At 48.6% G+C, this 21,888-nt stretch carries 22 protein-coding genes; 16 read left to right on the plus strand and 6 right to left on the minus strand.

What is annotated here, in order from left to right; all coding sequences use genetic code 11:
- The first annotated feature begins 58 nt into the window (after positions 1 to 58).
- The 7 genes from DMN77_RS01830 (at position 59) to DMN77_RS01860 (ending at position 5,047) form a co-directional block, all read left to right on the plus strand.
- Positions 59 to 496: a prepilin-type N-terminal cleavage/methylation domain-containing protein gene (locus DMN77_RS01830; RefSeq protein WP_179013261.1), complete on the plus strand. Its 438-nt coding sequence runs from the start codon at positions 59 to 61 to the stop codon at positions 494 to 496.
- Positions 497 to 752: 256 nt separating this feature from the next.
- Positions 753 to 1,247: a prepilin peptidase gene (locus DMN77_RS01835; protein WP_179013262.1), complete on the plus strand. Its 495-nt coding sequence runs from the start codon at positions 753 to 755 to the stop codon at positions 1,245 to 1,247.
- Positions 1,217 to 2,188, plus strand: coding sequence for a type IV pilus biogenesis protein PilM (gene pilM / locus DMN77_RS01840; RefSeq protein WP_179013264.1), 972 nt, complete (start codon positions 1,217 to 1,219; stop codon positions 2,186 to 2,188). The genes DMN77_RS01835 and pilM overlap by 31 nt, the downstream gene beginning before the upstream one ends.
- Positions 2,185 to 2,742, plus strand: coding sequence for a hypothetical protein (locus DMN77_RS01845; RefSeq protein ID WP_179013265.1), 558 nt, complete (start codon positions 2,185 to 2,187; stop codon positions 2,740 to 2,742). Before pilM ends, DMN77_RS01845 begins: the two co-directional genes overlap by 4 nt.
- Complete coding sequence (locus DMN77_RS01850; protein WP_179013266.1) at positions 2,739 to 3,371, plus strand: hypothetical protein; 633 nt, start codon at positions 2,739 to 2,741, stop codon at positions 3,369 to 3,371. The genes DMN77_RS01845 and DMN77_RS01850 overlap by 4 nt, the downstream gene beginning before the upstream one ends.
- Before the next feature lie 297 nt (positions 3,372 to 3,668).
- Complete coding sequence (locus DMN77_RS01855) at positions 3,669 to 4,106, plus strand: NfeD family protein (protein ID WP_068779494.1); 438 nt, start codon at positions 3,669 to 3,671, stop codon at positions 4,104 to 4,106.
- Positions 4,106 to 5,047, plus strand: a complete 942-nt coding sequence (locus tag DMN77_RS01860; RefSeq protein WP_068779495.1) for an SPFH domain-containing protein — start codon at positions 4,106 to 4,108, stop codon at positions 5,045 to 5,047. Before DMN77_RS01855 ends, DMN77_RS01860 begins: the two co-directional genes overlap by 1 nt.
- Positions 5,048 to 5,328: 281 nt before the next feature.
- On the opposite strand, the gene DMN77_RS01865 is transcribed toward DMN77_RS01860, so the two are convergent.
- The 4 genes from DMN77_RS01865 to DMN77_RS01880 all read right to left on the minus strand — a co-directional run bounded on the left by DMN77_RS01865 (position 5,329) and on the right by DMN77_RS01880 (position 8,641).
- On the minus strand, positions 5,329 to 6,195 hold the full coding sequence (locus DMN77_RS01865) for an ATP-binding cassette domain-containing protein (RefSeq protein ID WP_068779496.1): 867 nt from the start codon (positions 6,193 to 6,195) through the stop codon (positions 5,329 to 5,331).
- Between the two features lie 29 nt (positions 6,196 to 6,224).
- Entirely contained in the window at positions 6,225 to 7,454 is a 1,230-nt protein-coding gene (locus DMN77_RS01870; protein WP_068779497.1) for a hypothetical protein, read from the minus strand.
- Positions 7,455 to 7,708: 254 nt separating this feature from the next.
- The gene (locus DMN77_RS01875) at positions 7,709 to 8,377 is read right to left on the minus strand and encodes a PspA/IM30 family protein (protein ID WP_179013268.1); all 669 of its coding nucleotides are present in this window, start codon (positions 8,375 to 8,377) and stop codon (positions 7,709 to 7,711) included.
- Between the two features lie 39 nt (positions 8,378 to 8,416).
- The gene (locus DMN77_RS01880) at positions 8,417 to 8,641 is read right to left on the minus strand and encodes a PspC domain-containing protein (RefSeq protein WP_068779499.1); all 225 of its coding nucleotides are present in this window, start codon (positions 8,639 to 8,641) and stop codon (positions 8,417 to 8,419) included.
- A 420-nt stretch (positions 8,642 to 9,061) separates the two neighbouring features.
- Between DMN77_RS01880 and DMN77_RS01885 the strand changes: the two genes are divergently transcribed.
- Together DMN77_RS01885 and DMN77_RS01890 are read left to right on the plus strand one after the other, a co-directional pair.
- Positions 9,062 to 9,790, plus strand: coding sequence for a glycerophosphodiester phosphodiesterase (locus DMN77_RS01885; RefSeq protein WP_068779500.1), 729 nt, complete (start codon positions 9,062 to 9,064; stop codon positions 9,788 to 9,790).
- An 88-nt stretch (positions 9,791 to 9,878) separates the two neighbouring features.
- On the plus strand, positions 9,879 to 11,090 hold the full coding sequence (locus DMN77_RS01890; RefSeq protein ID WP_068779501.1) for an SLC45 family MFS transporter: 1,212 nt from the start codon (positions 9,879 to 9,881) through the stop codon (positions 11,088 to 11,090).
- 84 nt (positions 11,091 to 11,174) lie between these two features.
- Here the strand turns inward: DMN77_RS01890 and DMN77_RS01895 are convergent, their stop codons facing one another.
- Positions 11,175 to 11,915, minus strand: coding sequence for a YcnI family copper-binding membrane protein (locus DMN77_RS01895; protein WP_068779502.1), 741 nt, complete (start codon positions 11,913 to 11,915; stop codon positions 11,175 to 11,177).
- 19 nt (positions 11,916 to 11,934) lie between these two features.
- The gene (locus DMN77_RS01900) at positions 11,935 to 13,707 is read right to left on the minus strand and encodes a copper resistance CopC/CopD family protein (protein WP_068779503.1); all 1,773 of its coding nucleotides are present in this window, start codon (positions 13,705 to 13,707) and stop codon (positions 11,935 to 11,937) included.
- 245 nt (positions 13,708 to 13,952) lie between these two features.
- Between DMN77_RS01900 and DMN77_RS01905 the strand changes: the two genes are divergently transcribed.
- The 7 genes from DMN77_RS01905 (at position 13,953) to qoxD (ending at position 21,881) form a co-directional block, all read left to right on the plus strand.
- Positions 13,953 to 14,948 carry a diaminopimelate dehydrogenase gene (locus tag DMN77_RS01905; protein ID WP_068779504.1) on the plus strand — a complete coding sequence of 332 codons (996 nt, stop codon included), beginning with the start codon at positions 13,953 to 13,955 and terminating at the stop codon, positions 14,946 to 14,948.
- Positions 14,949 to 15,203: 255 nt separating this feature from the next.
- Positions 15,204 to 16,220 (plus strand): helix-turn-helix transcriptional regulator, encoded by a 1,017-nt coding sequence (locus tag DMN77_RS01910; RefSeq protein ID WP_068779505.1) that lies wholly within the window; start codon positions 15,204 to 15,206, stop codon positions 16,218 to 16,220.
- 158 nt (positions 16,221 to 16,378) lie between these two features.
- Complete coding sequence (locus tag DMN77_RS01915; RefSeq protein WP_068779506.1) at positions 16,379 to 17,365, plus strand: ABC transporter substrate-binding protein; 987 nt, start codon at positions 16,379 to 16,381, stop codon at positions 17,363 to 17,365.
- 709 nt (positions 17,366 to 18,074) lie between these two features.
- Complete coding sequence (gene qoxA / locus DMN77_RS01920; RefSeq protein ID WP_068779508.1) at positions 18,075 to 19,034, plus strand: cytochrome aa3 quinol oxidase subunit II; 960 nt, start codon at positions 18,075 to 18,077, stop codon at positions 19,032 to 19,034.
- A gap of 24 nt (positions 19,035 to 19,058) precedes the next feature.
- Complete coding sequence (gene qoxB, locus DMN77_RS01925) at positions 19,059 to 21,002, plus strand: cytochrome aa3 quinol oxidase subunit I (protein WP_068779509.1); 1,944 nt, start codon at positions 19,059 to 19,061, stop codon at positions 21,000 to 21,002.
- Positions 20,999 to 21,595, plus strand: a complete 597-nt coding sequence (qoxC, locus tag DMN77_RS01930; RefSeq protein WP_068779510.1) for a cytochrome aa3 quinol oxidase subunit III — start codon at positions 20,999 to 21,001, stop codon at positions 21,593 to 21,595. The genes qoxB and qoxC overlap by 4 nt, the downstream gene beginning before the upstream one ends.
- A gap of 1 nt (position 21,596) precedes the next feature.
- Positions 21,597 to 21,881 carry a cytochrome aa3 quinol oxidase subunit IV gene (gene qoxD, locus DMN77_RS01935; protein WP_068779511.1) on the plus strand — a complete coding sequence of 95 codons (285 nt, stop codon included), beginning with the start codon at positions 21,597 to 21,599 and terminating at the stop codon, positions 21,879 to 21,881.
- Positions 21,882 to 21,888 lie beyond the last annotated feature (7 nt).

Consider the following 21,888-nt stretch of genomic DNA (forward strand, 5'->3'; position numbering starts at 1 on the left):
AGTGCTGAAAAGCGGGCTTTTGAACACTCATCTAAAAAAAATTGGGAGGTTAACGATTATGACTGCACTCATCCACCGTTTGAGAAAAGAAGAGAAGGGGCTTACCCTCATCGAATTGCTGGCTGTTATCGTGATTATCGGGATTATCGCGGCTATTGCCGTACCGCTGATTACAGGAATGCTGGATAAAACTAAGGATAATGCCCGCGTGGCGACGGCAAACCAGCTGTTTGAAGCGGCGAAGCTGCGGTCGATTGCAATTAATAACGGGGAGCTGAAGGAGAGCCATTCATTAGCTGATTTAATAGGAGATGAATACATTCAGGCAGGACTGACAGATCCGAAGACGGGAAAATCTTTTGGAGCCGGGACCACAGTAAATTTAGATAAAATAAACTCTACTGAACCGGTTGTTTCGCTGGTTGTTGATGGAGATACCTTCACCTACACCGTGGAGGAATTAACCAAGAGCACCGCAACCGCTAAAGCCCCTTAAGGCGAAAATAAACAAGACGATGAATCTTACGACTATGATAACCGTTAACTTTATCATCGGATTGGGGGCCGGCTGGGCGCTTGGCGAGGCCGGCCGATGGCTGCTCGCCCGGCGCGGGCTTACGCCGCCGGGCGCACCTCCCGCGGCTGGCGAAGCCGCCGCGGAGCAAGGCGCCACCGGCCACGCGCTGCGCTGGCCGGGGCGCCTTGCGGCGAACAGCGCCGCCGCCTTCGGCACGGCGGTGCTGTTCGCCCTCATGGCCATGCGCTTCGGCTTCACCGGCGCATGGGGGATCGGACTGCTGCTGTCCGCGCTGTCCGTATTGGTGACCTACACCGATCTCACGGCGCGGATTATACCGAACGGGATCGTGTTGCTCTTTGGCGCCGCTTTGCTCATCGCTGCGCCGATCATAAGCGGTGAACCGCCCTGGGTTCACCTGCTCGGTCTAGCCTGCGGCGGCGTGCTGCTTCTGCTGCTGTCTGCACTAACCTTCGGCCGCGGCGTAGGGATGGGCGACGTCAAGCTGCTGTGTATCCTCGGCGCGGTTGTCGGATTTCCCGGCGTTCTGATCCTGCTATTCTTGGCTAGCCTGCTTGGCATGAGCGTCGGTCTGGCGCAGATGATCCGGCGCGGCCGCGGGCATCGTACGATAGCCTTCGGTCCGTATCTGGCTGCGGCCGCCCTGATCGTACATGCCTACGGAAAGGAGATCATCCATTGGTATATGACAAGCGTAGTTCATCTATAATTAATCGCTGGATACGACCGGCTGGGGTCGGAGTGACAGTGGAGGAGGAGGGGGTCCGCTTCGTTCAGATCGATCATAAGCTGGGGGTCGCAACGGCTTGCGATTTTCTGCCCCTTCCTTCGTTGATCAACGAGGAGGGCGGGCCTGAATTAAACGTTCATCTTCATACACTGCAGACTTGGCTGGAGCGTCATCGATTAAGCGGCAGCAAGGCGCATCTTGCCGCACCAACCGGACAGTCCTTTATTCGCATCCTGCGTGTTCCCAAGGTAAAACCGCGACAGCAGAGGCAGGTGACGGCGCTTGAGATTGAGGGAAGCCTCCGCTTTCCTTTTGAGCAGCCGATTATAGATTATCATTGGATGGATGAACGGCCTGGGGATCTGGAGCAAGGCATGCTGCCTACGTTCGTCGCCGCTGTTCCTCGTCCGCTTATCGTGAAGATGGTAGATTTGCTTGAGACGGCCGGCCTCCGCATAGAATCGGTGGATCTCGGTGCTATTGCTTTATCGCGGATATTACAACGCCAGAATCAATTGGAGCAGGAGTGTGTAATGGTGATTTTCTTTAAAGAAAAGGAAGCGGAGGTGTATTTATATAATCGGGGAATTCCTGACTTCATCCGTACATTTTCTCTGGAACAGGTGTCGGAGGATAGTCTGAATAACTGGCGGTATAGCGAGATTGTCTCATCGGTTACGCGAATTATTAATTTCTACGAGTATACTTTGCATGAAGGCAAGGAGCGAATTTCCACCATTATTCTGGCTGGATCTGCTTCCGACAAGGGGATGATCAGACAACAGCTAAATACAGCTTTTGGTCAGGTAAATGTTTTGGAGTTGGATGTTCAGGGGTATTTTACAACTGTATCTTCGGACTGCCAAGATAGCTATGCCATTGCCCTTGGGTTGGCGCTAAAGGGGGCGAAGCCATCGTGATTGAGATTAACCTTCTCCCTCCGCGCCCACGACCGGTATGGTCCACGCTTCTGTTGCCGGTCATTCTTTTGCTGGCCGGGACGTTGCTTGCTGCATATTTAGTTGTAGGATACATAGAACTCAGTCAATCGGTCGGCACCTTGAGGACAAGCATCCGAACTACAGAGCAGCGGCAGGCCGAACTGCAGCTGGAAATACAGCAGCTTAGCAAAATGCACGGAGTCGGGAGCGAAGCGAAGGAACTGCTCAAGAGCCTGCGTCAGCTTCGCCCGGATCTGGAGCTTGTCATCCGTGAGATGGAGGCTCCCCTCCCAGAAGGGGGGCAAATGGAAAGCTTGCAATTTGATGCTGGCAGTGTGGAGTGGACTTGTTCTTTCTACAATATGAACGAAGTTGGGGCGTATTCGACTTCCATCCAGCAGATATTTACAGGGGGAAAAGTATTTATTCCCTCCGTAAATGAGCAGGATGGACGCTATATCGGGACCTTCCGTTTATTAGGAAGGGACATCCCGACAATTCTTGGACAAATGCAGGCAGGTGAAGCCGGATGATCTCGGGACAGATGGAGCGAAGAGATGGATTTCTATTATTTCTGGCCGTCATTATTTTTGTATTTTGCGGTGTGTTTTATTTTTTATGGTATCGACCGGTATTAAATGAATCACATGGCTTGTCAGCAAAACAGCAGGAATCTGTGCAGTTCTTACATAAGACGGAGCAAATCGCTGAAGATAAGCGTGCTCAGGCCAGGGAGGCCGCTGTGGAGCAAGCGGGTCTGGACCAGAGGCAATTGCCGAAGAAGGTGGATCAGGAAGGGATGCTGCGCGACTTGGAGACGGCGGAGGATCTCTCGGGTGTCAAGGTGCTTGGCGCGTCATTCCTTCTGGAGGAGTCCGTCACCGTGGAGCGGCCTACTGCAGTTTCTACAGAGGGAGAGAACCTCTCTGCCCCTGATGGATTTGGCGGTTTGCTGGAGAGAGCTAATCAACAAATCCCGGGGCTCTTGTCAATTGAAATCGAGCTTCGCCTGGAAGGATCGTTGGAAGCAACTAAACATTATCTGGCTGCTATCCATTCCAAGGAACGTCTGTATATCGCTGAAGCCATACAATTCAAAGCGGCCAGTGGGGAGGGGAGCGGGACAGCCAGCCTGCGGCTGCGGAGCTTCTATAATCCATAGTCGATAAGACTCCCTCCTTAAGGGGAGATCCATCGGCATTTTTTGGGTTCGAGTGAAAAGCGAGACGATTTAACGTTCTATGTCTTAGATCTGATACGTATGCTTATACTAGTCATTACTGTCCTCCGAAAGAACGGTGTTTATTTTAGATAAAATGATGCATTTTCCAACATTAATACTGAAAATTTGACATCTTCCAGGTATACTATCAGTAATCTTTACAAATTATTGAGACGCTTTGCCGCTGTTGTCGTATATACTAGTATTAATACGCGGAAAGGTGGTGCATCTGGCAAAATGGATGCATGGGTGCTTTGGCTAATTGCCGCAGGAGTACTACTCGTATTTGAAATGATGACGCTGACATTTTACTTGCTTTGGTTATGCCTTGGAGCAGTAGTCGCAGCGGTTGTCGCCTGGATAGCTCCAGATGCTTATATCCTGCAAGTTTTGGCAGGCTGCGTAGTGGCTATTGTGCTTACGGTCTTTACTAAGCCATTATCGCGAAAATTTCGCCATTCATCCAAGGGGTATGAGGATACGGGTACAGAACTGGTAGGGAGACAGGGAGTTGTTGTTGAACCTATTGATGAAGGACAGTTTGGAATTGTGAAGATCGGCGGAGACACCTGGAGTGCTACATCAGCTCGTTCTCTGAAGAAGGACGAACTGGTTCGGGTGTTGAAGCGAAGCAGTACAATAATTGAAGTAGAAAGATGGGAGGATTTCACTTAATGAGCTGGGAATGGATAGTTATACTCGTTATTATTCTAGTTGTTGTAGTCTTTATCTCACTTACCGTTAAGATCGTACCACAGCAACGCGTAGGTGTCGTAGAACGCCTAGGGAAGTTCAATCGCCTGTTAATGCCGGGGCTCAATATTTTGATTCCGGTGATCGATCAGGTTCGCGTGTTCCATGATTTGCGGATTCAACAGGCGAATGTGCCGCCGCAAACGGTTATTACCAAAGATAACGTACAGGTGCAAATTGACACGATTATTTTCTATCAGGTGGTTGGGCCAGAACAGGCTACCTACGGAATTTCAGATTATGTATATGGGGTAAGAAATATTTCTACGGCGACGATGCGTCAAATTATCGGTAAGCTGGAGCTGGACGAGACGTTGTCTGGACGGGAGAAAATCTCCACAGAAATTCGTATTGCTTTGGATGAAGCTACAGAGAAGTGGGGCGTGCGTATCGAGCGGGTTGAAGTTATCGATATTAAGCCGCCGCTTGATATCCAAGAAGCGATGGACAAACAAATGAAGGCAGAACGGAGCAAGCGGGCTATCGTCCTTGAGGCGGAAGCCGCGAAGCAAGATATGATCCTGCGTGCCGAAGGGGATAAGCAAAGTAAAATCCTGAAGGCGGAAGGGGATAAGGAAGCGCGTATTCGCGAGGCGGAAGGTTTGCGTCAGGCGCAGGAGCTGGAAGCACAAGGGGAAGCCAAAGCGATCCAGGCGGTTGCAGAGGCGGAGAAGGCGCGGATTCAAATGCTGCGCGACGCTGCATTAACCGAGCAGGTTCTTGCTTATCAGTCGTTTGAAGCGTTGAAGGAAGTAGCTAAGGGACCGGCGAATAAAGTATTCATCCCATCTAACGCAGTTGAGACGCTCGGAAGCCTTGGAGCGATCGGCGAGTTGTTCAAGGAAGGGAAGGGCGCCAAGTAAGCCCTCCTGACATAAGATTTATGAAGAGTCATTCCCAGCAGCTATGATGCTGCCAAGGGATGGCTCTTTTTTCTAACGAAACCCAGTATCGCTATTCTGGCTAAAGGAGGCTTCTCGGCATGCTAACGAAACAGGTAAACGTTATTTTTGCGAAATAAGGGCTTCAGGGCTTCATATCGCGCGAATAACGATCCATAGTTTCGTTAGATTTATTTTCAGGTTATTGTTGCTGAAATAACGGTTTGTGGTTTCGTTAGAGATACAATGGTCCATGGATCACCTTAGGAGTAGTAGACCAAAGCGTCCTCCAGCTCGGTATTCACTAATGTGTAGGGGAAGTAGGGCTCATTAGATCTAAGGACGAGTCTGACATGAACTCCGCCCTCCACCTGCTTCATCGAGATCACTTTATATTCCCGGGCCAATGCGCTTAATTGATGGCGGTCTCTTACCACCGTTTCTGCAATCCGGCTTTGGATGCCGGCCAGCCACTGATTTGGGGTTCCGTAGAAGTCCACGGTTTTATTCTTAAGGAAGAGGAGCTGGTCGCAAATTGCTGCAATATCATCCACTTGATGGGTCGACAGCAGGATGAGCTTACGCTCTCCCAGTGAGCCCAGCAAGGCTCGAAACCGAATTTTCTCCAGCGGATCAAGTCCGGTGGTTGGTTCATCAACCAAAATAATGTCCGGATCTTTAATCAAGACGAGGGCGATTCCCAGTCTCCTCCGCATTCCCGGGGAATAGGAACCAACCTTCCGATAGGCGGCACCTTTAAGGTTGACCCACTCCAGAACTTCATCAATACGATCATCGATTTGCTGCCGGGTCCCCATCTTGTTGAGCTTGGCGATATAACCCAGCATTTCGTAGGCATTGAGCTCATCATACAGGCTGAAGTCCTGAGGGAGATAGCCTACCCGTTCTTTGACCTGTATCGAATTGTCCAGGGTATCCAGCCCATGAATGAGAACCTTGCCTTGCGTCGGTTTTGTTAATCCGGAGATCAAATTCATCAATACCGTCTTGCCAGACCCGTGATTTCCCAAAATACCCAATATGCCTGTATCAGCTCTAAAATTAATGTCCTTAAGCACTTCATTTTTCCTGAAGGATTTATATACGTTCGCAACTTCCAGCATGTTCATTGTTACCTCCTTAGGCGGGTTAGCCTAGTCTATGACTTTCTGCCCTTTATGGCCGATACATTCAAAATTAACAGCAACGCTGTGATGATGATCAAAACAGTCGTCCAGAGCTCTCCCTCAAGGTTTGTACCGTCCCATAATGCCGCCCCCCAAAGCAGCAATGAAGCGATATAACCGGCCATGCTATTTCTTGTAATATTCGCTGTCGTCAGTCCAACTACTGCCAGAAGCAGGCTGGAGCTGTACAGGATCAATAATCTGCCCATGCCGTTCTCAAGTCCGAACAGAAGCGCTGCCATATACATCAAGGTAATCAATGATTCCGAGACCAGCGCGCCAAAAATAAAGCGTTCGAGCATGATTCTATATCCTGGCGTATTGCTTGTATAAATGTACCCGGCCCGCTTATTTCCATATATCTCCGAATGAATAGGAATCAGTATGCAGCCAGGTAGCAGCACGATAACGTATTTAAAAATGGACCAGAATGAGTGGTCTTTCGAAATAAACGCATACATGCAAAGGAGGAGCATAACTGTGATAACGGGCGCAGCTCCCTTGAGCAAAATCGCTTGGTTGTAAGATGAGCATATTTTCCTGACTTTTCGTCTGTATTTTCTTGAATGGTCCATGTTGGAGCTATCCTGGTTCAACTGGACACAGTACAGCCATATATAGGTTGTAATAAGTATGACGAAGACGAGCAAAGCCAATAAAGTGAAATCAAAGATAGCCGGAACGTAGTTTGCGATTAAGAGCATTCCCACATAAGAAACAATCTTGCTGCGCAGCAAAATATATAAAACGCTGCAAAATAGGGAAGCGATTACCACTACAGGAACATCCACTCGGACAAACGCAGACAACAGCTTGATTGCATTGTATGGGGATCGCCCAAGGAGCAATGGACTCACTGAATACAGGGCTAAGCCGACAAGGGAACAGAAGAGATAGGCGGACAGAATAGTCAGCCATTTTCCCAATGCAATGCTAAAAAGCGGGATCGGTTGCGAGAATAATATATGGTTTGTTAAAGTGCCTTTGTGTTCTTTCAAGATCATGGCGATCGATAGCGGCATGGCACAAAGAACGAGGGTTCTTAAATGATGGGTGAATAAAGAAACCGCCTGATCCTCGGCCAGGAAGCTGGGGAGTATCGGATTGCTCAGAAACGCAGCTAATAATACGGCGGCTCCGATCATAAACCATCCATAATTTTTATTAAGCCTTTTGTATTCAAGCATGACTATATTTTTCATCGAACGATTCCTCTTATTTACCATAATTTAATTCCCGAATATGTAATGACTCTTATAAAACGGACTGCCAGAACAAATTGTTATAAAGAGAAGGAGGGGAGTCCTGATCCTGTTATGTGTATATGGCGAGTATGGAGAGAGGCTGCCAAATGGGTGCGATAACCCGCTTGTCTGACAATCTATGTATAATGCCAGGGCTGCTGACCAACGAACCTTATCTCCGTTGTCCAGCAGCCCTTTGTATAATAAACCGCTTAGGAATTGCGCTTGGCGAGCTGTTCTTTCAGCCGATCCAATTCTTCATTGACTGCTGTAGAATCAGCTGCGTTGGAGGCTTCGCTATGAATGCCTCGGGAATTCAGCGAAAGGTCGAGGTCCGTCTCCCACTCCAATATCTTCTCTTCCATTCGTTCAAATCCCCGTGCCGCATCGCCGCCCTCGATCCCACGACTGAAGTTTGGCTGCTGTACTGCGGCCCGTTCCTTGGCTTTTTGAGCTCTGGCTGCCAATTCATTGCGCTTTTCCTTAAGGCGGGCATATTCTTCCTCTGCTTGGCTTAACCCCTGCTGCAGTTCAAGAACATGTTCCTTCGCTTGGTTCATTTCCAAGGTGTGCTGCTGCACTTTATCTTCAAATTGAATCTTGAGCATAGCTGCTTCGCGGGCTGCGGCCTCATTGCCGGCCTGAAGCTCGGAGAGGGCGCGAAGCTCGTATTCTTTAACGGATTGTACGGCTTCATTTAATTTCCGCTCTGCTACGCCAGCTGCTCTTTGCTGTCCCTTGATATTTTCCTCGGCCCTGCGGATATCATCTTCCATATTGCGCAAATACTGCCCGGTCATAAGGACCGGATCTTCCAGCTTGTTCAATACTTCATGGACGGTTGCTTTGGTTAAGTTGGAGATTCTATCAAATATACTCATTGTTATCTGCTCCTTTTAATTTGGATTCGTATTTTGTGATTAGTAATTGCTGAAATGGTCAAAGTACTCAGCGCCGCCGATCGGTTCCTTTGGAACGATCAGTGTAGCGATCAGATAGAGGGCGATCACTGTGCCAAAGCTGCAGAGAGCAGCTACTACAGCCACGAGTCGAACGACCGTAGGGTCTACGCCAAGCCATGCTGCGATACCTCCGCAAAGCCCACTCACCTGTCTGTCTGTTGCAGAACGATACAATTTTTTCATTTTTCAACACTCACTTTCTTATAGAGATAGTTCAAAAAGTCCGCTTTGGATAAGAAAACCGATCGAAGTCATTTCCTTCGGAAACGTGTAGCTCTGCTCCTCAGTCTCTAGCTTGATTCAATCTTCTCGGTGCTGAAAACCGACCTTTTTGAACGTTTACTTTACATTCCGGCTTTGGTTGCTTGGTTGTTTGTTTGGTTGGTGCGTCGTTTTCTTATGTTTTTATTGTATATGGATTCGGTTCCCGGCATAACGGGCTTAAGATGGTTTGTGAACTAGACCTTAGTCGGGCGGGGAAGCACGCCACAAGACCGGGAGCAAATACAAAAAAGGTAATACAGGCTTAACATTGCAGGAGTATACTAGGCTTATGGATAATATTATTTATAAATAATGGGATTTGCCTAAGGAGGATACAACGTGACTAACTTGATAAATTTTGCCCATCGTGGGGCATCCGCTTATTGTCCTGAGAATACCATGTCTTCTTTTGTCCGCGCTTTGGAGCTTGGCGCCAGCGGGATTGAGACCGATGTGCAGATGACGAAGGATGGCCGTCTTGTGCTAATTCATGATGAATCGCTGGAGCGGACCACGGGAACGAAGGCGTTGGTGAAGGACTTGACCTGGGAGGAGACTCAGACGCTGGATGCAGGGAGCTGGTTCCATGCCGATTTTGCAGGGGAGAGGCTGCCATCTCTGGAGCAATTGCTGGAGCTTACCCGTGATAAAGGGACGATCGTCAATATCGAACTGAAGAATGGCTTCATTCAATATCCTGAATTAGAGAAAAAAGTAATCGAGATGATTAAGCGCTATGGGATGGCGGACCGAACGATTATTTCCGGCTTTAATCATTATTCTTTGCGGGAATGCCATCAGCTCGCCCCGGATATTCGCACCGGCATTCTGTATGGCGAAGGGTTGTATGAGCCATGGGCCTATGCGAAGGGAATCGGCGCTGACGCGCTGCACGCATACATGTATGCATTAACACCGGAGTTGGTTGCCGAGGCGGCCAAGCACGGGGTTGCTTATCATCCGTTTACAGTAAATGAAGAGAGCATGATGAAGGCTTTGATCCAGGCTGGGGTAGCGGGGATTATTACCGATTATCCGGATAGACTGGCACAGCTATTATCAAATTAGTATTTGCAAAGTGCATCTTCAGTACCGGGAGGGTTAGATGGAGCTAAGGATGGCTTTTTAGACAACCTCTAAATAGGGAGCGTGCTGAATGAAGAAAACCTGGCTGTTGGGACTCGGTTTTTTTAGCATCAGTTTGACCTGGGCGCTTTACAACGCCTTTGTGCCGCTGTTCTTGGACAATTATTTGAAGAGCACAGCGATGATAGGGTTTATGATGACGATTGATAATTATTTCGCGATGTTTCTACAGCCATGGGTCGGTCACCGCAGTGATAGAACGAATACGAGATACGGACGCAGAATGCCGTATCTGTTAATTGGGATGCCGCTTGGCGCGGTATTCGCAGCGCTTATTCCTTGGCATACAAGCTTCTTCACCCTGGTATTGTTTATGGTGTTAATGAATTTGTCGATGAGCTTGTTTCGGTCGCCGACCGTCGCATTGATGCCTGATATCACAGAGGAGAAGAATCGAACCAAGGCCAATGGAATTATTAATTTTATGGGCGGCGTGGGCTCAGTGCTGGCTTTTGCCCTTGGTTCCAAGATGTATGGAATCAGTTCGTATATGCCGTTCCTGTTTGCCGGAATTGTCATGTTAGCTTCCTTGGTTGTGTTAAAAGCAGTCATCCGCGAGCCGGTTACGCTGCTAAGCCAGGAGGCGGCGGCAAAGCCAATCCGTCCAATCTCCATTAAAGAAGAGCTGAACCGCACGACGCTGTTCATATTGGGCGCGATCTTCTTCTGGTTCGTAGCCTATCAAGGGGTTGAGGCTTTATTTACCCTGTATGGCACCAAATATATCGGCATGTCTGACAGTGAGGCTTCCTTCTCGCTGACGTTCTTCTCGCTTGCCTTTCTCGTGTTTGCCCTGCCGAGCGGCTGGCTTGGGGCCAGGTTCGGTAAGAAGAAAATCATTTCAATTGGGGTAGGCGGTCTGTTTGTCATTTTCGGTTTATTGATCTTTGTCGATTCCGTATTATGGCTGCGAGTACTTCTGATCATTGGCGGCATTTTCTGGGCATGCATTAACATCAACTCTTATCCATGGGTCATTTCGACCGGTCGGGAGGAGAGCATTGGCACGCGAACAGGGATCTATTATTTTGTATCGTCACTGGCGGCCATATCTTCTCCACCGTTGCTGGGCTGGATAATTGATATATTTGGCTACTCTGCGCTGTTCGTATGCGCTTCGCTTGGTATGCTTCTCGCTCTCGCCTGCTTATTTGGAGCTGCATCCGAGAAGAAATCCTCCGGGCAGCAGCCGAAGGACGGTACGCAGCTGCCAATCAGGTAATAGAGATAAATTTGGGATCGTAACTGAAAATGCACCTGCATAGGGAATAGGACTTCCCCGTGCTGGTGCATTTTATTTATGTCCTTACCTGTTATAACGTTTAGCTCTGCGCAGAGCGAGAAACAGAGCGAGGATGGAGACGATCAATGCCGCAGTGGACAAAATAATCGAAGTGGTGGATGAAGCTGAACCTTGACCTTGGGCAGACTCGGCGGTTTGCTGTGGTGCGTTGCTCTGACTGCTGTTGGCGCTGTTGGTATCCTGGGCTTGATGGTTATCTGATGGGGCAGTAGAATCGCTGGAGGCATCATGATGGTGATCTCCCTGAGATGAGGAGCCGCCTGCTTGCAGGTCATTGGTAATCTTGGTCATCGAATGAGGCTTGTCTGAGCCTTCCGCGCCGGTCCATTCCACGATGCTTCCATCGCTATAGTATTGAAAAGCGTCCCAGGCCAGATCCGCTTCACTATCCGGGTTTTTGCCAACAAATTCAAATTGCTGGAATTCTCCCGGACCAATTCCGTCTTTCTCCGCAGACCAGGTTACGGTAGTAATCTGACCGGATTCGTCCTTCGTTAGCTCAACCTTCCAGTCCGGTACCGGCCGATACTGCTTAAAGTCAAAGCCTTCCGGGACTTTCAAAGCCACTTTGGTTGTGGGGAGGTCTTTCTCCGATGGAATCTTGATGCTGTAGGTTTCCCAGGAGCCAGGCGCCGAACTGTTGGGCGACACGGTAACATGGGCGCTGGCGTTGTCTGCAAATAGAATAAAAAATAATACGGCGGCTGACAATAATGTAGTTAATCTAGTGAAATTTTTGTTCATACATAACGCTCCTTATTTTTTAATTTCCGCTCTGCAGAATAAAATCATGATCAATGGAATCGAGGGTGGACAACAAAATATGAATGCGTATATTCCATTCCCCACCCATAGTAATCATCTCATCTGCTTCCAGTGGGGAGGAACCCGGCATTTCGATCTGAATGACGCCCATGTCCATCTCTCTGGAGGTCAGGCTGAGAGTAGCCTGCTCAATATTATTAAGCTTGGTTCCGCTTGCGTCCTGAACCTCGAGGCTGAAGTGATTTTCGCCTAACCGGTTCGGACTGACCTTCAGTGTAATCCGGTATCCATCCTCCGTTGTGGTCTGAAGCACTGCTGGACCTGGTGACGAAGAGGCGGAAGGCAGATTTCCCAGAACAGCAGCAAGTACGAGTACGACCGCGCCGAGACAGAATTCGTACCATACGCCCCGTCCGAGCGGTCGGGAGCGCTTTCTCCCGCGCAGGAATGCCGATAAGGCAAAAGCCAGCATAAGGAGCATAAGCGCAAATTTAGCCAGTAGAACAAGCCCGTATGGGGTATTCCAGAGCGCATGCAAGGTTGGGATATGCAGAAGGCTTCCATAGACTCCGGTGAGCAGCAACAGCAAGACACAAAGCGAGGCCAGCAGTGAAAAACGCCGGATGGTTCCCCAATAAAGCGGTCTGAGACTGTCCGACTGCTCGGTATGTCGACGAACCGCCGGAAGCAGGAAGGCAATCGCCAGAATACCTCCAAGCCATATTGCGGCTGTGAGCAGATGTATAAAGTCAGCGCTGATAGCCATGAGCTTATGGCTGGTTGTGGCTGCATGCCCGATAAAAGCCTTGGCGACCATCAGCCCAATGCAAGCGATAAGCACGAGCCAGGACCACAGATGCTCCTGTCCGATAAATCTGGAAATAGCCCTGTCTGAAGCCTTGGGAGGGTCTTTTTCCATCAGCTTCATGACGTTATCATGCGGTTCGTCCTGTTCGGTGCCGGAAATTGTGTAGCATAGGCCCATGATGAATACAGCGAGCAGCATGACTTGGATGACTTGCCAGGTCCAGATTTGTCCGAAGCTGGTGAAGCGCAAAGTCTCCTGCAGCAAATCGAGGTCCCAGGCCTGAAGCCATGAGACACCTGCATCACTGGCTGTTTGCTGGGGAAGACTGAACAATACCCCAACTACGGTACAGGCGAGCCCCAGGTAGAGAAGCAGTAGACTGCGCTGTTCAAGCGAAGAGCTGCCGCGAAGGGTACGGGCTCCGGCAGGGAGCAGCAGAAGTCGGAAGAAGATGGTGCCGATACATAGGCTTAATCCGATGTAGAACAGCCAGCGGATGATTAATAAGCCTGCCCGGGGCAGTACGTTGTCATCCCCGGCGGGAGTATGCACGGCATACCCGCTTCCTTCCGCACCAATCCCAAAGGGAATCGTTCCGCTAATGGCATGTCCGTCGCTGGATACTGCCTTCCATTTCATACTGTAGATGCCGTTTGGCAAGTTATTCTTCAGGCTGGCGACCAGACGATTAGGATGTTCTGAATCGATGGCGGCGTCCCCCTGGTCCGCGCGTCTTCCATCTGGTCCCGTTATGATAATGGAGTAGAAGGCCTGCTCAATCGATTCATTAAATGTGATGGAGACTTCCTCCGGGGGCGAGGCCAGAATCTCGTTTGCCGCCGGGGAGGAAGAGGTGACGGTCGCATGAGCGGATGCCAGACCCGAATAGCAGAACACAGAGAAGATACCGATCAAGAGCAGCGGAAGCATCCAGCGGGAGGAAATGGATTTGAAGATTTGCACAGTTGCACACCGCCTTATTTATAGATGCAATGATATTTGTTACATTTAACTCCTATTTTAAAGTTAATTTTTCAAAATGAGTATGGCTATAATGGGCTATTCAAATTGCAAATCTCGTACTAAGTATGTCTAAAATATGAAAATTTCAATAAATCCGAGCTGTAATGGAGGGAATAGCGCTTACTTTTTATGTTAAATATTTAAAAATGGACAAGAGTGAGCTAAAATAGTTGAAGAGCTATTATATGAAGGAGGAAGGTTTAGTGACATCGACTATTAAAGTAGGCATTGTAGGATACGGAAATTTAGGGCGCGGTGTAGAGAAAGCAATCCAACAAAATCCTGACATCGAATTGCGCGCCATTTTCTCAAGAAGAAACCCAGACGATGTAGCGGCTGCAAATGGCGTCGTACATATTTCTGAAATTGAGAAGTACAAGGGCGATATCGACGTCTTGATCCTTTGTGGAGGATCTGCAACCGACCTTCCTCAGCAAGGACCGGAATTTGCGGCTATGTTTAATACGGTAGACAGCTTCGATACTCATGCGAAAATTCCGGAGTATTTCGAACAAGTAAATGATGCGGCGACCAAAGGCGGTCATGTTAGCTTGATCTCCACAGGCTGGGATCCGGGCTTATTCTCTCTTAATCGTCTGCTTGCACAATCCGTATTGCCGGAAGGCAAGGAATATACGTTCTGGGGCAAAGGGGTTAGCCAAGGGCACTCCGATGCGATCCGCCGTGTAGCCGGCGTCAAGAACGGTGTTCAATACACAATTCCTGTAGAGGCCGCAGTTGAACGTGTACGTAAGGGCGAAAATCCGGAATTGTCGACGCGCGAGAAGCATTTGCGTGAGTGCTTTGTCGTTGCTGAAGAAGGCGCTGATTTGGCAAAGATTGAGAGCGAAATCAAGGAAATGCCGAACTACTTTGCGGATTATGATACTGTTGTTCATTTTATTAGTGAAGAAGAGCTGAAGAAGAATCACTCAGCTATGCCTCATGGTGGAATGGTACTCAGAAGCGGCAAGACTGGGGAGAACAGCACGCAAATTTATGAATTTGCGCTTAAATTGGACAGCAATCCGGAATTTACAGCCAGTGTGCTGGTAGCGTATGCCCGTGCGGTATACAGATTGTCCCAAGCCGGACAATCCGGAGCCAGAACGGTATTCGATATTCCATTTGGATTGATGTCACCGAAGTCGCCAGAACAGCTTCGTAAGGAAATTCTGTAATAGATGCGGTACAAACCGTTGTAGAGCATATAAGAAAAGCCTAAGGCCGATGGCCTTAGGCTTTTTTTGTACGGGATGCTTGGCAGGGGCTCAGTCTTTATAATAGGTGTTGAATATTGAAACTGTTGCATTTATCACGTATAATCCATAATGAAAATGATAATCATTATCAATTATACAAAAAGCAGTCGGAGTTCAACGTTCAAGCGCTTGTTGAAGGGGAAATAGGTCAGGGGGAGGCGTGATGAGGTTACCATGGAAAAGTCTGATTTCCACGAGAACTTTGATTTATTCTTTGATTCCATTCGGGCAGGGCTGCCGGAAGCACGGAAGGATTGTGCCGAGCCATTGCCGGAGCAGCCGGAGCTTGGCCATAAATCGATAAGACGTTGGTCGCAAAGGAGTGATATGGAAATCGTCGTATCCGAGTTCACTTTGAATAAGGATTACGCTTTTTCACTTCAGCCCTGTGCGGCGATGGTGGAAGTAAACTGCTGCTTGCTGGGGAAGCGGGAGATTAACTTGTCGGGCAGCAGCCATCAAGCGACGGCGGGGAGTTTTGCGCTGCAGTTCGGGAAGCCTGGCGCCGCCCGGTTTGAGTTTGCCGGAGGAGAGCCTTTCCGAATGCTATCGATCGGAATTCCCGTCAAGACGTTCAACGGCTTTATGGAACAGGCATGGGATACAGGCGTATTGATTGATTTTGAGCGGATTATGGGCGATCGGCACTTGCGGGTTTTTCAAGAGAAGATTGGGCCTGCTGTTTCCTTTCTGATGAAGCGCTTCGCGTCTGCCGTCGACAAGCCTGGAGTCAGCAACCTGGAGCTGGAGTGCCATGCGCTGGAGATCTTTACGCTGGCTTGCCGCTTGTTCTTGAAGGAGGAAGAGGAGTCTTCCCGAGCGGTGTCATTGTCGCGGGATGAGATGGATAAGCTGCGAGAGGCCCGGCAAATTATGAAGGAGCGGTTAGTCGATCCGCCAACACTGATGGAATTGTCGCGAATGATTGGCCTTAACGATTTTAAGCTGAAGGCCGGTTTTAAGGAATTATATGGTACGACCGTTTTTGGATATTTGAAAGACGAGCGATTAAGGCAAGCGATGCTCATGTTGCAGACGGGGCGGGTCAATGTTGGTGAAGCAGCCTGCGCGGTTGGCTATCTTAACCCCAGTTATTTCGCAGAAGCCTTCCGAAGTAAATATGGAGTTAATCCCGGTTTGTTTATGAAGGAGGTCAAAACAGAGTCTGGCCGATACCCATCCTCGCTCTAAATCCCGCTAACCGCTGCACATATTCCGCCTGGTGGTAGAGACTAGCCGAGGTAGCATGCTAAAATGCTTCCATAGATAATGAGAATCATTATCATTATAATGGATGCTCTTATAAGGAAGCTGTTGGAAGAGCATGCGATACGGAGGGGTTCAAACGGATGAAGGGAATAAAGAGCATGGCAGTCCTGTTATTGCTGGCTGCGTCGATAGGAATGGCAGGTTGCGGCGTACAAAATGCTGAAGGAACGGGAGAAAACGCAACGAAAGCAAACGGAGGGAATCAGCGAACGGTTCAAACGAAGCCAGCGGCTTCCGAAGAGGAATATCCGCTGACAATTAAGCATTTAAGCGGTACGACCGTTCTTGAAGCCAGGCCGAAAAAAATCGCAACGCCATACATCGCATTTGTCGATTATTTGGCGGTTCTGGATGAATATCCGATCTCGGCTCAAGGGGTCGAGACAATTATGAGCAATTTTCCAAGCTTGAGTAAACGTCTGGCCGGGAAAACGGTTATTGATCTAGGCATGGAAGCGGATATGGAGAGACTGCTCTCCTCCGGTCCCGATCTTATTCTTGCAGCGGACGACATGGCGGATCAATACGAACAATTAAGCAAGATCGCACCGACGGTTGTGCTGCCGCAAGCGGGGGATTGGCGGGAAACCCTGCAGGAAATCGCCCGAATTATAGGCAAGGAACAGAAAGCGGATGAGGTGCTGGCGGAGTTTGATCGCAAGTCTGCAGAGTACAAAGAAAAGTTAGCTTTCCGCCAGAATGAAACGGTTATGTTCGCGATGTATTCGGGTAAAAAGCAATTCGTTACCTGGAACGACGGCCGATTTGATCCGTTTTATAAAGGCCTCGGGCTGACACCGCCGCCTGGCCTAACCTCCAATATAGGGCAGCTGACGCTGGAAGGATTGGCTGACTTGAACCCGGATCATTTATTTCTCATCAACAATTGGCAGACGCCTGTTGAAGGCGGTGTCCGCAATGATTTGAAGGACGATGGAGTATGGAACAGCCTGAATGCCGTCAAGCAAGATCAGGTGTACTTCTTGGAGGATCCCTCGCTTCCGGGTCCTATGGCATTGGCCAAAATCGACGGTATTGAATCGATTATGAAAGCTTTGGCCCAATAGGGACAGGCTGCTTATCGATATTGTGCCTAATTTTTATTCAAGGACTTGGACAGTTGATAAAAGGCATGAACTTGAGGCCAATGATAATGACAGAATGAAGCTGTCCCGCAATTCTCAGCGGGCAGATCATAAATACAAAGCGCAAGCTGCGGGGCAGTTCGTCCCCTGGCCTGCGCTTTTTTGTGTATATATTTATATAGGCTGAATGCCAAAAAATATGAGTGAACAATGACATAATAGCTGCGAAATACGGCAATATCTTCGGATTGATATCGCTGGAGAAGCGCATGTTACGCCTAATTCACTAGCAGGACAAGGATGAGATGGGAAATAAGAAAAAAGCATCAAAGTAATAAAATTCCATAACAAGAGTTTACCTTATAGATCAATAAGGTAAGTGATAATAATCACGAACTATTCAAATAAATATGACAATTCATCGAACAATACCTTAAAGAAGGGGCAATGTGAACAATTATCAAAATCGACGAATTTGCTAAAATACGATCAAATTTGGACGAATTTGAACTTTTGTTCTAAATCTAAAGAGAGAAAACGAAAAATAAATGTAAATTTTTAGTATAAATGTAATTAGCTATGAATTGTTATTGTTTAATAGCTTACCTAACATAGTGTTAGATAATTAATACTACCATCCCTGGAAGAGTGGGTGGTGCGTGATATTGCTGGAAAGGGGTAACGGAATTTTATGAAAAGGAAAGGATTGCTGCTGGTCGTTTTCTCAGCGTTTCTTGTCCTCTTGACCGGTTGTAATTCGCTGGCCGTATTGAACCCGAAAGGGCCGGTAGCGAAGACGCAGTCTAATGTTATTATTTTCTCAATGCTGGTCATGGCGCTAATCTTGCTGGTTGTGTATGTTTTGTACATCTTTATGCTTACGAAGTACCGTGCTTCCAAATCGGCTCCGGATTATGAACCGCCGCATGTAGAGGGCAGCAAATGGCTGGAATTCACATGGATAGCTATTCCGATCATTATCGTTACGATCCTGTCGGTCGTTACAGTTCGGACTACCAATGCCTTGGATAAGGTACCGGCGGGCTATGAAGATCAAAAACCGTTAGTTATTTATGCATCATCCTCCAACTGGAAGTGGCATTTCAGTTATCCGGAGGAAGGAATTGAGACAGTTAACTATGTGAACATTCCGACGAATCGTCCGGTTGAGTTCAGACTCTACTCCTACGGACCGATCACCAGCTTCTGGGTTCCACAATTAGGCGGACAAAAATACGCGATGAGCGATATGGTCACCAAGCTCAATCTCGTTGCGGAGCACGAAGGCTCATTTATGGGTAAGAACTCCAACTTCTCCGGTAAAGGGTTTGCCGATATGGAATTTGAAGTTCTGGCGATGTCGAATGCGAAATATGGCGAGTGGGTGAATGAGGTCAAGAATACAGCCGTTCCATTGACTGAAGAGCAGTTCAATTCCCTGCTGGATACTGCGAAGGTAGGCAGACAGACCTATTCTTCGACACATTTGGAATTCAGTCCGGCGCCTGAGGGTGAGCATGCAGGTCATAATCATGGCGGAGACTCCTCCGGCGACACACAAATGGATCATTCCGAAATGGATATGGATATGAATATGGACCACTCCGACACGAATGAAAACGGGGCTGAACATGCCTCGCACGGAAATTAGGGAACAGAAGGGAGTAAGCTTGACATGAAATGGGACGAATTTTTCGTCACTGGCGAACCGATGATTTATGGTGCGATGGTCAGCATCGTGGTTGCATCCTTGGCTATTGTCATCGGCTTGACCTATTTTAAAAAATGGGGCTACCTATGGCGCGAGTGGCTGACAACGGTTGACCATAAGCGAATCGGTATCATGTATATTATCAGTGCGCTCTTGATGCTGTTCCGCGGCGGCGTTGACGCGCTGCTCATGCGGTCGCAGCTTGCGGTTCCAGAGAACGGACTTCTTGATGCGCAGCACTATAATGAGATATTTACGACTCACGGGGTCATTATGATCCTGTTCATGGCAATGCCGTTCATTATTGGTTTAATGAACGTAGTTGTGCCGCTGCAGATTGGCGCGCGCGACGTTGCATTTCCGAGACTAAATGCGGTCAGCTTCTGGCTATTTTTTGCCGGAGCCATGCTGTTCAACCTATCCTTCGTCATCGGCGGCTCGCCGGATGCAGGATGGACAGCTTACTTCCCGCTGGCCAGCAATGAATTCAGTCCTTCGGTAGGCATGAACTATTACTCGATCGCGATTCAGATTGCCGGTATCGGTACGCTGATGACAGGCGTTAACTTTATCGCTACCATCCTGAAGATGCGTGCGCCTGGCATGAAGCTGATGAAGATGCCGATGTTCACCTGGTCAGTCTTGATCACTTGCGTTATTATTTTGTTCGCGTTCCCGGTTCTTACAATAGCGCTGGCGCTGATGATGTTCGACCGAATGTTCGGCTCTCAATTCTTCACGATGGCTAACGGCGGTATGGATATGCTCTGGGCCAACCTGTTCTGGGTATGGGGGCATCCGGAAGTATACATCGTTATTCTGCCGGCGTTCGGGATTTACAGTGAAGTAATCTCGACCTTCTCGCGGAAGAACCTTTACGGATATAAATCGATGGTAGGCAGTATGGTTATCATCTCGTTGCTGTCCTTCCTCGTATGGGCTCACCACTTCTATACGATGGGTCATGGGGCCATGGTCAATGGCGTATTCTCCATAACGACGATGCTCATTGCGGTTCCGACCGGGGTGAAAATATTCAACTGGCTGCTTACGCTCCATAAAGGGAAGATAGAGTTTACGACGCCGATGTTATACTCGCTTGCGTTCATCCCGATCTTTACGATCGGTGGGGTTACCGGTGTCATGCTCGCAATGGCGAGTGCCGACTACCAGTACCATAATACAATGTTCCTGGTTGCCCACTTCCACTATGTGTTGATTCCAGGTACAGTATTTGCCGTAATCGCCGGTTTCTATTACTGGTTCCCGAAATTGTTCGGATTCCGCTTGAACGAGCGTCAAGGCAAACTGGCATTTTGGGTCATTGCAATCAGCTTCAACGTAACGTTCTTGCCGTTGTTCTTCCTTGGACTCAAGGGCATGACGCGCCGGATGTACACTTATTCGGCGGATACAGGCTTCGGACCGCTTAACATGATCGCAACGATCGGCGCCTTTGGCCTGGCAATTGGATTTATTATTCTGGTCTATAACATTTACTGGAGCTTCCGCTATGCGCCTAGAGAGACGACGGGCGATCCTTGGAACGCACGTACGCTTGAATGGAGTACGCATAGTCCGATTCCAGATTATAACTTCGCCATCACTCCTACGGTTCAAGGGCTTGACCCGTTCTGGGAGCATAAGAAGGGCGGACATCAGCTCTATAAAGGCGATTATGAAGAGATTCATATGCCAAATAACAGCGGTCAGCCAGTTATACTCGGAGCGATCTTCTTCTTCTTTGGATTTGCTATGATATTCGGCTGGTGGATTCCGGCGATTATCGGAGGGCTTGGTGTAATTGTAATGTTGGCAGTTCGTTCGTTCGAACGCGATCACGGGCATCATATCCCGGTTCGTGAAATTGAAGAAACGGAAGCTAGATTGCGGGGTGAACAGGCATGAAGTTAGATAACTCTTTGCCTTTGGAATACCGTTCAGAAGAGAACAGTAATCGGATTTTCGGTTTTTGGCTGTTCCTTGGCGCGGAAATCGTGTTGTTCTCAACGCTGTTCGCCGTCTATTTCACACTCTGGAATCGGACCGGCAACGGCCCGAGCGGTAAAGAAATATTCGAGATCGGTCCGGTGCTGATCGAGACCTTCGTGTTGCTCACAAGCAGCTTCACGATCGGTCTGATGATCAACAGCATGCGCCACGGAATGCAAAAGGCAGCTATGGTCTTTTTCTTCATCACTTTGGTGCTGGGTCTGATCTTCCTAGGGGTAGAAATTACCGAGTTCGTGACCTATGTTAATGAAGGAGCAACGATTTCCACGAGCGCCTTCATGTCCAGTCTGTTTGTTCTGCTTGGTACGCACGGTGCCCACGTAACCTTGGGCTTGCTGTGGGGCGCAGGCATTATGATACAGATCAAACGCGAGGGCTTCACGCTTGATACAGCGAATAAATCATTTATTTTCTCGCTTTATTGGCACTTCCTTGACGTTGTCTGGATCTTTATCTTCAGCTTCGTATATCTGAAAGGAATGATGTGACATGAAAAAATTATTCCCTGTCCACCATGTCATGGGATATGTGTTCTCGCTGATCCTTTCGGTCGTCGCTCTGTCCGTCATTCTATGGGATATGCCACTGGCTGTCGGTATGACGATCCTGCTTGTCTGTGCGGCGATCCAGATGGGCGTCCAATTGTTCATGTTCATGCATATCGGCGAGACCGGGTCCAAGACCTCATTGTATACCAACATTGCATATGCTCTGTTCGTTGGCCTTGTAACCCTCTTCGGTACGCTATTCACCATGATCTGGGGATATCAATAAAGCCAAG

It is taken from the genome of Paenibacillus sp. 79R4 (genome assembly GCF_013393165.1).
Classification (GTDB): domain Bacteria; phylum Bacillota; class Bacilli; order Paenibacillales; family Paenibacillaceae; genus Fontibacillus.

What these genes read in the sequence shown, in the direction of transcription:
- DMN77_RS01875 (WP_179013268.1), bottom strand. Translation starts at nt 8,377, where the DNA reads ATGAGTATATTTGATAGAATCTCCAACTTAACCAAAGCAACCGTCCAT.
- DMN77_RS01870 (WP_068779497.1), bottom strand. Translation starts at nt 7,454, where the DNA reads ATGAAAAATATAGTCATGCTTGAATACAAAAGGCTTAATAAAAATTAT.
- DMN77_RS01915 (WP_068779506.1), top strand. Translation starts at nt 16,379, where the DNA reads ATGAAGGGAATAAAGAGCATGGCAGTCCTGTTATTGCTGGCTGCGTCG.
- DMN77_RS01850 (WP_179013266.1), top strand. Translation starts at nt 2,739, where the DNA reads ATGATCTCGGGACAGATGGAGCGAAGAGATGGATTTCTATTATTTCTG.
- DMN77_RS01830 (WP_179013261.1), top strand. Translation starts at nt 59, where the DNA reads ATGACTGCACTCATCCACCGTTTGAGAAAAGAAGAGAAGGGGCTTACC.
- qoxC (WP_068779510.1), top strand. Translation starts at nt 20,999, where the DNA reads ATGAAGTTAGATAACTCTTTGCCTTTGGAATACCGTTCAGAAGAGAAC.
- qoxD (WP_068779511.1), top strand. Translation starts at nt 21,597, where the DNA reads ATGAAAAAATTATTCCCTGTCCACCATGTCATGGGATATGTGTTCTCG.
- DMN77_RS01835 (WP_179013262.1), top strand. Translation starts at nt 753, where the DNA reads ATGGCCATGCGCTTCGGCTTCACCGGCGCATGGGGGATCGGACTGCTG.
- DMN77_RS01895 (WP_068779502.1), bottom strand. Translation starts at nt 11,915, where the DNA reads ATGAACAAAAATTTCACTAGATTAACTACATTATTGTCAGCCGCCGTA.
- DMN77_RS01910 (WP_068779505.1), top strand. Translation starts at nt 15,204, where the DNA reads ATGGAAAAGTCTGATTTCCACGAGAACTTTGATTTATTCTTTGATTCC.
- DMN77_RS01905 (WP_068779504.1), top strand. Translation starts at nt 13,953, where the DNA reads ATGAAGGAGGAAGGTTTAGTGACATCGACTATTAAAGTAGGCATTGTA.
- qoxB (WP_068779509.1), top strand. Translation starts at nt 19,059, where the DNA reads ATGAAATGGGACGAATTTTTCGTCACTGGCGAACCGATGATTTATGGT.
- qoxA (WP_068779508.1), top strand. Translation starts at nt 18,075, where the DNA reads ATGAAAAGGAAAGGATTGCTGCTGGTCGTTTTCTCAGCGTTTCTTGTC.
- DMN77_RS01860 (WP_068779495.1), top strand. Translation starts at nt 4,106, where the DNA reads ATGAGCTGGGAATGGATAGTTATACTCGTTATTATTCTAGTTGTTGTA.
- DMN77_RS01865 (WP_068779496.1), bottom strand. Translation starts at nt 6,195, where the DNA reads ATGAACATGCTGGAAGTTGCGAACGTATATAAATCCTTCAGGAAAAAT.
- DMN77_RS01880 (WP_068779499.1), bottom strand. Translation starts at nt 8,641, where the DNA reads ATGAAAAAATTGTATCGTTCTGCAACAGACAGACAGGTGAGTGGGCTT.
- DMN77_RS01855 (WP_068779494.1), top strand. Translation starts at nt 3,669, where the DNA reads ATGGATGCATGGGTGCTTTGGCTAATTGCCGCAGGAGTACTACTCGTA.
- DMN77_RS01890 (WP_068779501.1), top strand. Translation starts at nt 9,879, where the DNA reads ATGAAGAAAACCTGGCTGTTGGGACTCGGTTTTTTTAGCATCAGTTTG.